The 15,914-nt window shown below is 41.3% G+C and carries 16 protein-coding genes; 9 read left to right on the top strand and 7 right to left on the bottom strand.

The genetic code is table 11. The features are described 5' to 3' along the window. Positions 1-10: 10 nt before the first annotated feature. From N480_RS07020 to N480_RS07000, 5 genes are all read right to left on the bottom strand, one after another. Positions 11-1,225, bottom strand: coding sequence for a FecR family protein (locus N480_RS07020; protein ID WP_081231786.1), 1,215 nt, complete (start codon positions 1,223-1,225; stop codon positions 11-13). Beyond that, positions 1,215-2,558: a tetratricopeptide repeat protein gene (locus N480_RS07015; RefSeq protein WP_063371811.1), complete on the bottom strand. Its 1,344-nt coding sequence runs from the start codon at positions 2,556-2,558 to the stop codon at positions 1,215-1,217. Before N480_RS07015 ends, N480_RS07020 begins: the two co-directional genes overlap by 11 nt. A gap of 544 nt (positions 2,559-3,102) precedes the next feature. Then, positions 3,103-3,942 (bottom strand): DUF350 domain-containing protein, encoded by an 840-nt coding sequence (locus tag N480_RS07010; protein WP_063371810.1) that lies wholly within the window; start codon positions 3,940-3,942, stop codon positions 3,103-3,105. A gap of 184 nt (positions 3,943-4,126) precedes the next feature. Beyond that, positions 4,127-5,464 carry an N-succinylarginine dihydrolase gene (gene astB / locus N480_RS07005; RefSeq protein ID WP_063371809.1) on the bottom strand — a complete coding sequence of 446 codons (1,338 nt, stop codon included), beginning with the start codon at positions 5,462-5,464 and terminating at the stop codon, positions 4,127-4,129. A gap of 257 nt (positions 5,465-5,721) precedes the next feature. Next, the gene (locus N480_RS07000; protein WP_063371808.1) at positions 5,722-6,156 is read right to left on the bottom strand and encodes a hypothetical protein; all 435 of its coding nucleotides are present in this window, start codon (positions 6,154-6,156) and stop codon (positions 5,722-5,724) included. 261 nt (positions 6,157-6,417) lie between these two features. Here N480_RS07000 and N480_RS06995 point away from each other — a divergent pair, with 261 nt between their 5' ends. Continuing rightward, a complete protein-coding gene (locus N480_RS06995) occupies positions 6,418-6,891 on the top strand; it encodes a deoxycytidylate deaminase (protein WP_063371807.1) in 474 nt (157 codons plus the stop codon). 49 nt (positions 6,892-6,940) lie between these two features. Here the strand turns inward: N480_RS06995 and N480_RS06990 are convergent, their stop codons facing one another. Continuing rightward, on the bottom strand, positions 6,941-7,516 hold the full coding sequence (locus N480_RS06990) for a hypothetical protein (protein ID WP_063371806.1): 576 nt from the start codon (positions 7,514-7,516) through the stop codon (positions 6,941-6,943). A 155-nt stretch (positions 7,517-7,671) separates the two neighbouring features. Here N480_RS06990 and N480_RS06985 point away from each other — a divergent pair, with 155 nt between their 5' ends. Further along, positions 7,672-8,856, top strand: coding sequence for a quinone-dependent dihydroorotate dehydrogenase (locus N480_RS06985; RefSeq protein WP_063371805.1), 1,185 nt, complete (start codon positions 7,672-7,674; stop codon positions 8,854-8,856). Positions 8,857-8,933: 77 nt separating this feature from the next. Here N480_RS06985 and N480_RS06980 read toward each other — a convergent pair whose 3' ends face one another. Further along, positions 8,934-9,449: a hypothetical protein gene (locus tag N480_RS06980; protein WP_063371804.1), complete on the bottom strand. Its 516-nt coding sequence runs from the start codon at positions 9,447-9,449 to the stop codon at positions 8,934-8,936. A gap of 249 nt (positions 9,450-9,698) precedes the next feature. On the opposite strand from N480_RS06980, the gene cyoA reads away from it, so the two are divergent. The 7 genes from cyoA to N480_RS06945 are packed head-to-tail and all read left to right on the top strand — an operon-like array spanning position 9,699 to position 15,529. After that, the gene (cyoA, locus tag N480_RS06975) at positions 9,699-10,547 is read left to right on the top strand and encodes a ubiquinol oxidase subunit II (protein ID WP_063371803.1); all 849 of its coding nucleotides are present in this window, start codon (positions 9,699-9,701) and stop codon (positions 10,545-10,547) included. Continuing rightward, complete coding sequence (gene cyoB, locus N480_RS06970) at positions 10,537-12,573, top strand: cytochrome o ubiquinol oxidase subunit I (protein ID WP_063371802.1); 2,037 nt, start codon at positions 10,537-10,539, stop codon at positions 12,571-12,573. The genes cyoA and cyoB overlap by 11 nt, the downstream gene beginning before the upstream one ends. 16 nt (positions 12,574-12,589) lie before the next feature. Continuing rightward, a complete protein-coding gene (gene cyoC / locus N480_RS06965; protein WP_063357668.1) occupies positions 12,590-13,210 on the top strand; it encodes a cytochrome o ubiquinol oxidase subunit III in 621 nt (206 codons plus the stop codon). Further along, positions 13,210-13,548 carry a cytochrome o ubiquinol oxidase subunit IV gene (gene cyoD / locus N480_RS06960; protein WP_063357667.1) on the top strand — a complete coding sequence of 113 codons (339 nt, stop codon included), beginning with the start codon at positions 13,210-13,212 and terminating at the stop codon, positions 13,546-13,548. Before cyoC ends, cyoD begins: the two co-directional genes overlap by 1 nt. A 1-nt stretch (position 13,549) precedes the next feature. Beyond that, positions 13,550-14,434: a heme o synthase gene (gene cyoE / locus N480_RS06955; RefSeq protein WP_063371801.1), complete on the top strand. Its 885-nt coding sequence runs from the start codon at positions 13,550-13,552 to the stop codon at positions 14,432-14,434. A gap of 4 nt (positions 14,435-14,438) precedes the next feature. Further along, positions 14,439-15,044: an SCO family protein gene (locus tag N480_RS06950; protein ID WP_063371800.1), complete on the top strand. Its 606-nt coding sequence runs from the start codon at positions 14,439-14,441 to the stop codon at positions 15,042-15,044. Beyond that, the gene (locus tag N480_RS06945; protein ID WP_063371799.1) at positions 15,041-15,529 is read left to right on the top strand and encodes a hypothetical protein; all 489 of its coding nucleotides are present in this window, start codon (positions 15,041-15,043) and stop codon (positions 15,527-15,529) included. The genes N480_RS06950 and N480_RS06945 overlap by 4 nt, the downstream gene beginning before the upstream one ends. Positions 15,530-15,914: the final 385 nt, after the last annotated feature.

Below are 15,914 nucleotides of genomic sequence, written 5' to 3'. Positions count from 1 at the left end.
TTTCCATCTCCTAAGGCTGACTCAAAATGAAAGCCCCTTGAGCAACTACACTCGGGTTCTCTACTTCTTGTAAGTTAAAAGAGCCTGTTAAACGGTCTAATCCATTTGTAAACTGACTTTGGATAGTGCCCGTAGCCAAATTTTGCCCGTGAGAAGCAAAATTTACCCCCAAAGTCATTCCCTCTTGGTTAATCAAGCCGTTAAATGCTGCAAACCACTCGCCGCCGGAGTCTTGAAATGTCAAAGCACCTTGTTCAACCGTGCCTCTGTCGAAGTTCACTGTCATTTGCATGTCAATCGCACTGACGGCCCCCAAACTAGAAGTTGCGTCTATTCTGTCCAACACAGAATACGCACTGCTACCTGAGCGCTCCGCAATCAATTCCGACAAAGGTTTCACACCTAAGCTATCCAGTTCCTGTTCATTGATAAATTCGTTTTGAGAAACATCTCGTACAATTTGCGAAACGTTACCGGCTAAAAAGGGCAACGTCGTTTGTGTGGTCGTGTTTACGTCTGTATTTGAGATTGCAACAGTTTCCTCATCCGTTTCTGTACTTTGAGCCGACTGGCTCACGGTAGAAGAAATTGAAGATAACTGTGAAGGAGGCTTGAGTAATGATGTGACAGCACCGCTTTGACTTACTTTTGCAAAAGAGAAATCTCCACCTTTACCGAGTAAAACCGGACCCTCACCACCTCCTGTCGCGTTGCTCATATCTAGCTCAATTGTGCCATCCCATACGGCGAGGAATAACTCATTATCTTTCCACTCAACTTCATAGTGCGTGCCACGGATACCGATACTGCCCACTGGCGTTTTCAATTTGTAATTACCCTTGTCTCCCTTTATCTCACCAGTAATCGTGCGCAATCCGCCAGAAATAAGTTCCATAACAACAGAGCCGCCATCCGCGCTGCCGATTTGATATTCATCGATTTTAAGCTGCGTTTGAGCCTTTAAAGCGATTAAAGCACCATCTTGCATACGTAACTGAGCTTGTCCCGCTGCGCCGGTATTAACAATATCTACATCATATATAGGGCTGCGCCTTTTTAAATTCCTTAATGCCTCAGTTGCGGTGTCAGTTGCAACCACCTCTCCTCTAGACATGATGGTTTTGCCAGCCTGCGCAGCAGATACTGAAAGTGGTAACAACAAACTGAGTACCATGGCACCTGTGCAAAGCTGCTTTTGATTAAACAGTATAAGGTTAGAATTCATAACGGACTCCTGTGAACCACTCAGTACGATCGTAGCTGTATAAAGTAATGGAACTGTGTTTGTCGTAATAGGATGCTGAGACGTCAATACTCCATGCCTGATCCCATTGATATCGCCAATTGAGGTTTAATATGACAAGCTCTTCATTTCTGGTTTCGAGAAAAAAAGGATGGACTGCACGATGCTCTATGTCCCTATACTGTGCTTTAAAAGACAATAAGCTATTTTGCGATGTGCGATGGGATACCGACCCCGAAATAAAATCATAGTCTCGACCGTAGTGCTCACCTTCATCATACCGAGCGGGCTGCCATGTATAGCCGGCATCAACACGCACCAACCATAAGTCAGAAGAATGACCAACGCCGCCTTGTATTGTAAATATACGACTATCTAAATTTCTGTCTTGTACGTTATTTTGTAAAAACGCAAAACCACTTATCGCGGTAAACCAATTTCCTGAAAAGTAATATTGGACACTGCCATATAGACCAACATCTTGCTGATAGGTATCGTCATCTAAAGTCAATACACCAAACTGGCCACCAACAGAAAAGGCGGCATTGTCTTTTTTATGCTCGTAGCCCACTCTAACAGTACCTTGATAGCGATCGTAATCATTCGCATCTTGGTGACGTTGATCCGAGTAATCGACATCTAACTTCCAAGCCTGATATTGGGTCTGTTGCCACTTTGCTTTAAAGCTGTATCGAAATCGCATAAAGTTATCGGCTGTTTTTTGACTGGTTTCATCGAGTAAGAAAGGAATTCCGCCAATGACCACCCTGTCATCCAGTGCACCACTGTTTACGTTTGAGTCATGCCCAAGCGCTAACGAAATTGCATGGTCATAAGACTCTTCTAGGTCGCTGGAACGCGTATCTATAGACTCTAAAGCACGTGTAACGTTTCCCCGCATGGCAGGCGTCAACTGAGCTGAAAGCAACCCTTGAAGAATCTGCTTGGCTTGCCCATAGTTCTTTTGCTTAGCATATGTTAACCCTAGTAAATAATGGCTTGGCACATGGTCCGGCCAACTAACCAGTACCCTTTCAAGTGCAAAAATAGCTTCATCATACTTAGCCGCTTCGAGCGCAGCCTGAGCATACAGGAAGTCAAAATTAGGTTCCCCAGCAAACTCATCGATACCTTGCTCGGCTTTTGCATAAGCCGACTGGTAGTTCTTATTTACTAAAGCTGTGTGAATTTCAGATATGGTTTTTTCAAAAGCTTCATTTGGTGTCGAGGAGTTTCCCTGAGCTGAACATAGAAAACTCGCACAACTTGCAATCAAAGCCACAAATAGACGTGCGCATCGAAGTACTAGTGACATAGCTAATCACCCACTCATTGGTTATCGTATGAAAATCACTATCTACCTCAAGCAAAACCGAATAATCGAATCGGAGAATTGCCAATCGACTAGAACACGTACAACATGCCTAGATAGGATGATCAAAGTATAATCAACAAGTTCAATAATTCACTTCTGATTTTAGGTACATTTCGTCCACCGGAGCATACTCACGCCAATGAACTTCGTAACATATTAATAATTATAAACTAACTATGATTATTAAGATTAGAAACACAATTGCGCACTCGCGATTGAATGCTAAATAGGGGTTCTGCTGGCCTACCCTTCTTGTCGACTGTCTGCCAGATTTGGATACAATTACACTCGATTTAATTGGCTCACAACGCCATCTACGATAACAGCAACAAAGCAGCGAATTGGTTAGGCGTAATTTGGCTGTATTTCATACTATGGAGGGCGTGCTTTATATTGCTAAGAGGGCCTTTCATACACAATTTTCTATGCCAATCTAAACTCAATAAAAGCCTGTGTTTTTGCCCCCTCCTCTGTCAATTGACCGTTACAATACAACCACTATCACACTCGCAACAGATAGGGCGACCCCGCCTTCAACGAGTGCAACTGACATGTTGTGCTCTTCTGAGACCGCTTTATCAATACAAACGCTTGGGAACATTACCTTGTCGATAAATAAACGCGCTAACGGTAGAATGACAAACCCTATGACTGCGTCTTCTATAAATAAGGTGATACTGGAATGCCAGCTTTCAAACTCTCCAATAAGCGCGTGTAACAATACCATCCCTAGCGCAATCAGAGTCGCTGAGAATGTTGCCGCAACAGCACTATTACCAGACTCCAATTCAGCCATCAAATTGTAGCTGGTCAATAAATCATAAATTCGCGCGAAAAGTACGAATGTGATCTGACCCAACCCATAAAACACTATGGCGGATGCCCAGCCCCCCTCACCATGTAGAGCTGCGCCAATTAACAATGCGCTTGCAATGTAACTTGCCGCTTGTACAACACCAGTCGAAGTATTTTGCTTTTCTATAAGTTGAGCCTTATTACAAAACGCATGCAAAATTAATTTGTCATTTATCACTCTAGAGATGAGTAACATTACCATACCAACTAGGCTGTATAGGGCTAGTGTAATTAGATCATTTACCAGACCACTGCTTGGCCCCATCAATACTGCACAGAAAATGATCGCAACGGACACTACATACCCAGCAACAGACGTGGCTAACGCAGCATTTTTCTTTATCAGTATTTCGTTGAAAGTATCGTAAGGCGTGGTGAAATTATACAGCCATTTTGCAATACACATGATGATCAGCAGTAGGCCAACAAAGCTGAGGCTTTGTATCGTTGTTATTAAAGAATCGTACATATTGATATTATAGTTTTTACGTAATTACGAGCTGTACAACACAGTAAATGCATATCAGCTTAATTATTCCCATCTGAGCAATAATTCTACATTGATTGATTGCATGAGTCTCGAATTAACGTAAAAACATGTAAAATGCACGGAAAAGCTAGGTGCGCAATGCTCTGCGCACAGTTTATATATATTAAGATAATTGAAAATCGTAAACCGAGCCAAGACACAGAATAGTCGTAAGCTCATCTAATGCTGCATAGCTTTCATTGAGCAATTGAGGATCTGCTAAATCTTGCTCACACAACTTATCGCGATAATGCTTTTCAATCCAGTTAGTAAGCTTTTTGTGCAGCTCATCTGTTAATAAGCAAGCTTGATTAGAAGCAGCAAGCTCCTGTTCGGATAGTGTGACTCTGAGCCTCAGGCATGCCGGCCCGCCACCATTTTGCATACTTTGCTTTACATCAAGATAAATAATTTCGTTAACCGGATTGCTGGCACTTTTTAGTGCGCCTAAGTATGTTTCCACACTATTTACCTGCTGACATTCACTTGGGGCGACCAGAGCCATTCCTCCACTCGGTAAGCTTACTAATTGACTGTTGAATATGTAACTCTTCACAGCGTCTTCTACACTTACATCTGCATTTGATACTTCAATTAAATGCAGCGGCCGGCTACCTGTGTATGATTGACGAATTGCATGTACAGCTTTTGCTTGCTCATGAAATGCCTGTTCATGGAACAAAAATACATTTTCATTTCCGATAGCAATTACATCATTGTGGAACACGCCTTGATCTATGACATTTGGGTTCTGCTGAATAAACAGACACCTATCTGAGCTCAATTGATGCCCTCGAGCAATCGCTTGACTCGCTTGCAATGTTTGCCTTGCTGGAAATTTCTTTGGTCTGATGGGGCTATTGATGTCTTCCCCATAGACAAATATTGCCAGCCCAGTATGTCCGTAAGCGTCTGTCAGTCTTGTATGGTTGGCGGCTCCTTCATCACCAAATAGACTGTGTTGAGGCAGAGGAGCGTGGTGCGAAAAATACTCATCATTATCAAAAACTGCCTGTAAAATACGCCCAGTAGTATCTGCTTCAATTGCTCGGTGTAGTTTGTTGTTCAAGTTAGCAGGTGTGAAATGAACTTTGTTGTCTTGTGTATCACTGCTCGGTGATACAGTAGCCGCGTTTGCCGTCCACATTGAAGAAGCTGAATAACACGCTTTTAATAATTGCGGTTCAACCTTTGCCGCTTTCGCAATGACCTGTTCATCACTCCCAGCAAACCCAAGCGCTCTCAAGGTCTTTATATCTGGCCGAGCATTGGGGGCTAAAACACCTTGATGCAAACCTAGTTGAGATAAGGCTTTCATTTTATCAAGGCCTTGCAGTGCCGCTTGTTTAGGATTTGAAAACCTACTTGCATTTGCTTTAGAAGCTACATTTCCGTATGACAGACCAGCATAATTATGTGTTGGTCCTACAAGTCCATCGAAATTCACTTCGTAATAATTCATTCTTGCCCCCTTTTGGTGCAGCCTGCACCATATCAATACTTATTATGTTTATGCTTAAAGCCTGACAGCCCCATCTACTCGACTGTTTGCGCTACATAGATAGTGCAGGCGAAAATTAGACACGAGCCTGTTTGCTAACTTATCAAGTATGGTGCCAGCTATTACTATAGTCAGAAATTATGGAAGCATTTGGTATGCAAGTGAGTAATAGCTTTTAAAATGAACTGATTGCCTGTTGACACTATAAGGATAAGGCACTATTCAGATTTTGACGTGCCTTTAACTAGCGACAAAGTACCAATTGCAAAACATGTTCCCATAATCAAGCAAATAGATGAGCTTATAAGCCAAAACGTGAGCGTGTTTTCAGGAAAACTAGACATGATCAATGGAAAGCCAATACCTCGAAGCATTAGTGCACAAGCAATCAACCCAAGTACAAGCTTTTGAAACGGTAGACGTGGTATAACACCATAACCAGATAAACCGTAGACCCCCCAAACAGATAAAATAAGTACAATCATTGAAGTGACAATGGTTGGCTCCAACAGTCCATCCTCAGCCATTTTGGCCATATGCTCTCCAGCCCCAAAAAAGCGATACCACTGGGCACCAAACACAATACACCCTAAGTGCAATAACGCCGCAATAAAGCAACATATGGCACCAAACAATAAGTATTTGCTTTTCATTATTCCTCCTACATGAATCAGCATAATCATAGAAAACTCCAGATTATAATACTTATATTGCGAGTATTTTTATATGTGGGGAAGCAAATATAATTGTTGATGCTGCAATTAACTTAATTATATATTTTCTGAGATAACATTCTTAATCTGCAAGAGGTAAATTCCCCCAATCTAATTGCATACATAACGTATCATCAGTGTTAGTAATGTCGCCAATACTGCGTATAATAGACACACTTAGTAGTATTTTGGGCACGAAAAATGAGACCAGATTGGGATGAGTACTTTATCGATTTAGTGGACAGTGTTGGACAAAGAGCCACCTGTGACCGAGGCAAATCGGGTTGTATCATAGTTAAAGATAAAAGAATAATATCAACAGGTTATGTTGGTTCCCCCTCAGGGTTACCACACTGTGATGATGTTGGCCATTTAATGAAGCAAGTGATAGATGTAGATGGCACAACTAGACAACACTGTGTTCGAACCATACATGCAGAACAAAATGCAATTTGCCAAGCTGCGCGCTATGGTGTGGCATTGGAAGGAAGTACTTTATACTGCACCATGGAACCTTGCCGTGTATGTGCAATGCTTATTATTAGCTGCGGAATTGCAAAAGTAGTCGCCAAAAAGCGATATCATGCGGCACAAGAAACAAGAGATATGTTCGAGATGGCCAATGTTGAGCTCGTTGTACTTGAACAAGAAGTTGCCACATACGACGATCAATAATTAAACTTAGCTATAGAGTAGCGCTGTCATTAGCCTACTCTTCGCACCCCTAAGCCATAATAACCTTTTCAAATACATCTTTGTGAAAATTCTCCCCAGTTATACCATGTCGTTTAACTCTGTCTTGGTGAATACGTTTGTTCGCCTCATTTAGCTGATTTATAAAATCTTTGATTTGAATATTATAATATTTAAAGACATCTAATCTGCGCGCAATATCTACCTCACTACTATTCATTTCGTCTAGCGTGTTAAATTGATGTTGAAATACAGCTTGAGACGGTGTTTCAAGAGATTGGTTAAATCTAAAAATCGCGGCATTATCTATGGCCTTTACGCGTGTCTGGTTACCAAACCTCTCCCAACCCACTGCGCAAACGGAAATTGTAAACTCTTTGCCAAACTCATTCGCCAGTGTCTTGTGAAGGTCTTCAGCGCCTGTTTCAAAAACGCTAATATCAAAAGCGTCCACGCAAACGCTTCCATATCGAGACTTATAACGTAACTGCAACGTATTTAATAGATAAAATACTTCACCTGTACTTTGCCAAATTGGCCTCATAACAGAACTAGCTTTAGGCTTTGTAACATGCGTGCCTAACAACTTTAACATCAGCTTTTTCATCAGCACCTCCTAGATTGAATAATAAACACTATAAATGATAACAATTCTTATTGCTATTATCATTTAATGATCATAAGCTAAAAAACATGAGTTACTTGATGTGCTTAATCCAAGCACCTAACAACAACAATCGATGACAAATTTGGAGGTTGAAAATGCGCCTTATCATCGGCATACGTAACTTTGTCTTGCGACTATTCTACAGAGCGGCTCGTCCGTTAATATTCTTAATGGACCCAGAGGATGCACACTACATGTTTAAACGCGTTGGTGTTTTCCTAGGCTCTAATTTCCTAACTCGATGGATTACTTCGCTGTTTTTTAATTATGGACATCGCAGCTTAAACATTGAGGTGGATGGAATTAAGTATAGAAATCCACTTGGACTGTCCGCTGGCTTTGACAAAGATGGCGAACTGACCAAAATATACCCTTCGATTGGCTTTGGATTGGCAGAGTTAGGCTCTTTTACAGGAGAAGTCTGCCCAGGCAACCCAGGTAAACGGCTTTTCAGAATGGTTAAGTCTAAGTCAATCCTTGTCTGGTATGGGCTTAACAACCAAGGTGCTGAAAAAATTTCATCAAGGCTAAAAGGAGCTAATTTTGGCAAGCTAAAAGTCGGTATTAATGCAGCAAAATCGAACATTACCCCTGAGTTCGATTTACAAGATTCTATCGATGACTACACCAAAACAATGAAGCTATTTAAAGATATTGGTGATTACTACACGATTAATATCAGCTGCCCAAATACTCAAGATGGAGAACCGTTCGTTGATAAGAGTAACTTAGATGCACTTCTTACTGCCGTCAATGAACATAAAGTTGAAGGCAGACCTATTTACGTGAAGCTCGCAGCTGATATGACACTTGACGAAATCAACATTATTGTGGATGCCTGTGTTGAACACAAAATGGATGGCGTAGTACTTACAAACTTGGCTAAACCCAAATTTAACCAAGAATATGTTAAGTCCGAGCTGCCTTTCCACAAAGGCGCTATGAGTGGGCTTCCACTGCAACGTATTTCAACAAATGTTATAAGGCATGTGTACAGAAGAACCAGAGGTAAACTGACTATCATTGGCGTTGGAGGTGTATTCACTGCAAAAGACGCATATGAAAAGATCACATCAGGCGCAAGCATCTTACATATGATTTCAACACTCATATTCGATGGGCCTCAGAGCATTAGCGAAATCAATCGCGGTCTAGTTAAGTTACTGAAGGAAGATGGATTTAATTCAATAGAAGAAGCCGTAGGCTCAAGAAACCCACTGCCCAAGCTCAAGCCGGTCAAGGAGGAACAGTCAGACAAGGAAGTTGTCTCAGCGGCTTAATTTCAACCAAAAGTTGATGCTACGAGTGGTGATATCGCCTACCTTTCTCCAAAGAAATGATATCACCACTTTTTCAACTATTCAGGAATCGGCGATGCTAAATTTGAGCTGTCAGCCAAGAATTGTGCTTTTGGGTGATCCTCTAATTTTGACTCAATCACATGAGTTTGTGATTTTGCAACGTCAATAATGATAATGACATCTCCGGCATCTAAGTGCTCATCAACCAGTATTTGAAAATATTCATCGAAAGATTTCCCAGCAAGCCTGACGACCACCATGACAATAAATCCAACAACGATACTAGCACCTATTGCCTGTAACAAAAATTTATCCACCGCTTCGGTGAAAAAAAACAGGACAGAAAAAAGTAGTAGCGCAGCTCCCCCAGCTAGTAATATTGCCCTTTTTCTTGCAGATAAAATTTGCGTTTTTTCTATTTGTGTTGATCCATGTAAGTGGTGAGTTTTAATGCCGTTTTCATCTCTAGATAACACGTAAAAATGGTGATCATCGATACCAAGTTCGTGAACTTCATCAGAAATTTTTTCAGCATCGTCCAAACTATCTGTAGAATAAAATAGTCTCTTCATATCAGCCCTCTGTAATTATGTTTTTGACAACACTAATTTCAGTCTAGACACAGATTGCTCAAAAAACATCTAAAAATGAAATTCAAACGTATTGATCCTCGTCAATAGAATCTTGAATTTTTGACACTTTACCTATAACATTCCCCTGCGAGAGGGGTGTAAATGGAAACAGTTCTCAATTGCATTAATCTCGTAAATTTATTCAGGCAGGTAATGGGGTAATTACCCGCGATATCAAGTAGGTTGAATATGCTGAAAAAGTCCTTGTCACTCGTAATGGTTTTTACGATGGCGTTTCTTCTAACAGGTTGTGAGCTTGCTCTTTTTGACCCTGCGGGGCCAATTGGTGAACAGGCGAAAAACCTGATTATAATCTCTGTGGCTTTATTACTAATTGTAATAATCCCTGTATTATTTATGTCTATTTACTTCCCGTACAAGTATCGTACTAGCAATAAAAAAGCTGAGTACAAGCCGTCGTGGGAACACTCAACAAAAATCGAACTTGTTGTTTGGATTGTGCCTTGTTTGATCATTGCTGCTTTAGCGTACTTCACATATGTCACGTCACACACTCTAGACCCGCGTAAACCTTTGGGTAAAGATGAAGACACATTGACTATTCAAGTTGTAGCAATGGATTGGAAATGGCTATTTATCTATCCAGAGCAGCAGATCGCAACCGTCAATGAAATTTCAATCCCAGTGAATACACCGGTTGAGTTTTTAATCACGTCAGACACTGTGATGAACTCATTCTTTATTCCAAGATTGGGAAGTCAGATTTACGCGATGGCTGGCATGGAAAATAGACTTAACCTAATGGCGTCTGAAGAAGGTACCTTCAGAGGCATGTCTGCAAACTACAGTGGTTTTGGTTTCTCAGGTATGAAGTTCAAGACACACTCTGTAGATCAAGCAGGCTTCGATGCTTGGGTTAACAAAGTTAAAGCATCAGAGCATGTGCTAGACGAACCTACTTACAAAGCGCTTAGCGAGAAATCAAAAGACAACCCAGTAGTATACTACTCGGATGTTGACCCTCTGCACTTTAAGAAAACCATAGAGAAATACACTGGGGTTCAAAATGGCAAGTAAAGCTACCATAATCACAGATCCGGATCCGCTCACGGGTAAACTGACCTGGGATTCTATTCCTGTTCATGACCCTGTAATTCTGCCAGTAATGATCTGTGCAATACTTGGCGGTTTATTCCTATTCGCACTTATCACAAAAATGGGTAAGTGGAGATACCTTTGGGAAGAATGGTTCACATCTGTAGACCATAAAAAAATTGGTATCATGTATGTCATCGCAGCGATTGTGATGTTAGTCCGTGGTTTTGCGGATGCAATAATGATGCGTACTCACCAAGCGTTAGCAACCGCTGACAGTGTGGGCGCGGGTTATCTCCCTCCTGAACACTATGACCAGATCTTTACTGCTCACGGTGTAATCATGATTTTCTTCGTAGCCATGCCTTTGGTTGTTGGCTTGATGAACATTGTTGTACCTCTGCAAATTGGTGCACGTGACGTTGCCTTCCCGTTCCTGAACTCTTTGAGCTTCTGGTTGTTCGTAGTTGGTGCGTTACTAGTTAACATCTCACTATTCGTTGGTGAATTCGCAGCGACTGGTTGGCTAGCATATCCACCGCTTTCAGGTATTGAATACAGTCCCTGGGTCGGGGTCGATTATTGGCTCTGGGCATTACAGATCTCAGGTATTGGTACACTACTAACTGGTGTTAACTTCTTCGTTACTATCATCAGAATGCGTGCGCCTGGCATGAAACTTATGCAAATGCCTGTATTCACATGGACTTCACTGTGTGCGAACGTTCTTATCATTCTTTCGTTCCCAATTCTAACAGTTACAATCACGCTTCTAACGCTTGACAGATACTTAGGTACAAACTTCTTCACAAATGATCTAGGCGGTAACCAAATGATGTATGTAAACCTCATTTGGGCGTGGGGTCACCCAGAAGTTTACATTCTAATTCTACCTGCATTTGGTATTTTCTCTGAAATTGCAGCTACGTTCTCTCGCAAGCGCCTATTCGGTTATACATCACTTGTATGGGCAACAGCGGTTATCATGGTTCTAGCAATGGTTGTATGGCTACACCACTTCTTCACCATGGGTGCAGGCTCAAGTGTGAACGCGTTCTTTGGTATTGCCACCATGATCATAGCCGTCCCAACGGGTGTTAAGATATTCAACTGGCTATTCACTATGTACAAAGGCCGAGTTGAGTTCACAGCATCTATGTGGTGGACATGTAGCTTCCTATTCACGTTCACGATCGGTGGTATGACTGGTGTAATGCTAGCAGTTCCAGCGGCTGACTTCGTACTACACAACAGCTTGTTCCTAATTGCTCACTTCCATAACGTAATTATTGGTGGTGCAGTATTCGGTTACTTCGCAGGCCTTACTTACTGGTGGCCAAAAGCAACTGGTTGGATGCTTGACGAGAAACTTAACAAGCTTTCTTGTGCACTATGGACAATCGGTTTCTTCGTTGCGTTCATGCCGCTATACATCCTTGGTTTCAACGGTATGACACGTCGCCTTAACTACTACGACAACCCAGAGTGGACTCCATTGCTAATTATCGCAATGATTGGTGCATTTATCGTTGCAGCTGGTATCGCAGTTCAGTTCTATATGGGCTTCATTAGCTTCAAGAACCGTAAGCAAAATATGGACGTTACAGGTGATCCTTGGAATGGCCGTACGCTTGAGTGGGCTACTTCGTCGCCTCCTCCGTTCTACAACTTCGCTAAGTTACCTAAGATCCATGACCGTGATGAGCATCATTACAAGAAAGAACATGGCCTTGCTTATCAGAAGCCTGAGAAATACTCAAAGATCCACATGCCATCTAACACATGGGCTGGCTTTGTGATCAGTGCGTTCTCACTATCTTTAGGTTTCGGCTTCGTATGGCACATCTGGTGGATGGTTATCGCTAGCTTCATTGGTATCGTGGCTTCTTGGATTGCGTACTCTTTTGATCGCAATAAAGATTACTACGTACAAGTAGACCAAGTTGAAGAAATCGAGTCAAAGCACTTGGCAGCTGTTGCAGAACACGCAGCTAAAAATGGCAAGTAGAGGAAAGTTTTAAACTATGTCAAACGATCACGTAATCGCAAACGACGCTCACGATCATCACGATGATCATGAGCATCATGATACCGGTGGTGATACTATATTCGGATTCTGGATATATATCATGAGTGACTGTATTTTGTTCGCAACTCTGTTTGCAACATATGCAGTACTAAGTGGCGGCTTCGCTGGCGGCCCAACACCAAAAGAGTTATTTGACCTTAATCTAGTTGCAGTTGGTACTGCATTCCTACTATTCAGTAGTTTCACGTTTGGTATGGCAATGCTTCAAGCCAACCAGCGCAAGATGAAAGGCATGATCACTTGGTTGGTCATTACACTACTACTAGGTGCGGGCTTCCTTGGCCTAGAAATGTACGAGTTCTGGCACTTTAGTACGTTGGGCGCTACGCCTCAGACAAGTGGTTACTGGTCAGCATTCTATGCGCTAGTAGCAACACACGGTCTACACGTATTTGGTGGTATTATTTGGATGCTTGTTTTATTCGTTCACTTCAAACGTGACGGATTTAGTGAAGATAACTTAGTAAGACTATCTTGCCTAAGCTTATTCTGGCACTTCCTAGACATCATCTGGATCTGTGTATTTAGCGTTGTGTACTTAGTAGGAGTGATGTAATGGGCCATTCTAACGAACATGGTAGCGGCGGCGCAGCTCACGGTAGCGTTAAAGAGTACACGATAGGTTTACTTCTATCACTAGTACTGACTGCTATTCCGTTTTTAGTTGTAATGTATGATATGGCTTCTCCGGCGATTACGCTTGGGATCATTCTCGTTACAGCTATTGCGCAGCTATTTGTACAGCTTGTATTTTTCTTACACATGAACTCTTCTTCTGAGCAAATATGGAACACTACTTCAGCCGCGTTTATTGTGTTGACAGTGGCCATAGTTGTGATTGGCTCCATTTGGATTATGGAGCACCTGAATCACAACATGCTCATGGGACATTAAAATGTTAAGAAGTTACCTGTTAATTACAAAACCAGGCATTATCTTTGGTAACTTAATCACTGCGGTTGCGGGCTATGTGCTCGCAGCCAAAGGTGATATTGATTTAGTTACATTTACAGCAATGATAGTGGGTACAGTTTGTATCATCGCCTCTGGTTGTGTTTTTAATAATGTGATTGACCGTGACATCGACCAGTTGATGTCACGTACAAAGTACCGTAAGTCGCTCTTAGAGTCGATTTCGGTTACTAAAGCTTTGGTCTATGCAACCCTTTTGGGTTGTATAGGCTTTGCCTCATTGGCACTGTATGCATCCATGATGAGCTTTTATTTTGGCGTATTAGGCTTTGTAGTTTATGTAGGCTTATACACGCTTTATTATAAAAGAAAGTCTATCTACGGTACTTTTGTAGGCAGTATTTCAGGCGCATGTCCTCCTGTAATGGGGTACTGTGCTGTAAATGGTCAATTTGATATTGGCGCTGTTGTAATTTTAGCAATCTTTTGTATTTGGCAAATTCCACATTCTTATGCGATTGCGATTTACCGATTCAAAGATTACAAAGATGCAAATATCCCAGTATTACCAATCGTTAGTGGTGTTGAAGTAGCTAGAAAACACATGATTGGCTTTATCTTAGCCTTTACTGTTCTTGCGCTGTCGTTGTTCACTTTGAACTATGTCGGTACCCTATTTGCTTCTCTTACGCTGGTAATTGGTTTGGTCTGGTTACTGAGCACAATTTTTGACTTTCATCGCATGGATAATCATACATGGGCAAAACGCGTATTCATTTTATCGCTTGTTGCCATCACATCTATGAGTGTGCTGATGTCGGTAGATTTTGCTCATATTGATCCAACCGCATATGTAACAGCAAGGTAGAGTTATGAAGCAGTTTAAGTCCGCTCATTTACATTGGATTTTTTCTTTAGTTGGTATTATCGCCTTAGTTTGGTTTTATTTAGCCACAACGACTAAAGACTTCAACGAAACGAGAAAATCCTTCGATGAATTGGGTGGAGATTTTACTCTGCAAAGCTATGCCGGGCCTGTTTCGCTCTCTGATTACAAAGGCAAAATCGTTGTCATGTACTTCGGTTACTTGTCTTGTGCAGAGGTATGTCCAAACTCTCTCGCCGTAATGACTAATGCATTTATGCGATTAGAGAAGCAAGGACATGATCAGGTGCAGGGCTTACTAGTATCAGTAGACCCTGCGCGTGATACAGTAGAAGACATGAAGGAATATACCGACTACTTCCACGAGCGTATCACTGGCTTAACTGGCAGTATTGAGCAGACTAAAGTAGTTAGCGCACAATATGGCGTATATTATGATGACAATAATCTTGAGGAGTCTTTCATGGAATACTCCGTCGCACATGCTTCAAGATTTTACATCATAGATAAACAAGGTAATCTAATTACCGCAATGAGTCATACTACCACTCCTAATGAGCTAGCAGCTCAAATCAAGGAGCTAATGTTATGACCCTAAAGCTGGCTATTGCCACTTCCCTAGTATTGAGTACTCAAGCTTTTGCTCAAAACTCAATTGACACCATTATCGAAAAATATAATATCGCGCACTGTCAATCGGAACTCAGTGCATTAGCAAAAGATATTATTGGCGAGAAAAAACACCGATTACTTGTTTCTAACCAAACAAGCAAAGGAGATTTTGAAAGCTTGCTCGTATCTGGTGTTCTAGAATACAAAGATAGACAAAGTCACATCGTTTTTTCAATGTCTCACAGTGGTGGACACTGTGATGTTGCATATAAAGAGAGCTTTGCTGTTAAAAACCCATGTATCGTAGTACGTGAGGAAGTATTTAAAAAATGGCTGTTCAAAGGTAAGTTAAATGACCAAACTCACGTTTTCTCACACAAAAGAGATGACAAGTTCATTGGTTATATGACAAGCACCAAAGATGGTTCATATTGCTTAGTGAGCCGCCAAAAAACAGCATCTTAACCTGTTTGGTATAAGTGCAGTAATACTTTTATGTACTGCACTTTCTTTCATAGCTAATTATGAACAAAACAATATACCTATTTATCAACTTTGTTACATTCCCCCTCCTCTTCAATCATAGATAATCGTTATTCAGTTTAACTTCTGTTTAAATCAAGGTTCCCCATAAATAAACCTTCTTTACTACTTTTCAGGAAGGCTATTATCTTTATCGAAGCCATTACTTTTATAGCAGTTAATCGAACTCTCCCTGATTTCAAGTACATATTTGCTTAAAAGCCTCCATAAAAAAAATTAATAAATTTACTTAAAAGAGCCACAAATGTTGATTTAATGTTTAATTTGTTAGAGCATGATACAGGTCAAAAGTAACGATAACTAGGAA

Source organism: Pseudoalteromonas luteoviolacea S2607, assembly GCF_001625575.1.
Taxonomy (GTDB): domain Bacteria; phylum Pseudomonadota; class Gammaproteobacteria; order Enterobacterales; family Alteromonadaceae; genus Pseudoalteromonas; species Pseudoalteromonas luteoviolacea_E.
Note: the sequence above shows the minus strand (reverse complement) of the source record. Positions and strands in the feature narration are given on the sequence as shown.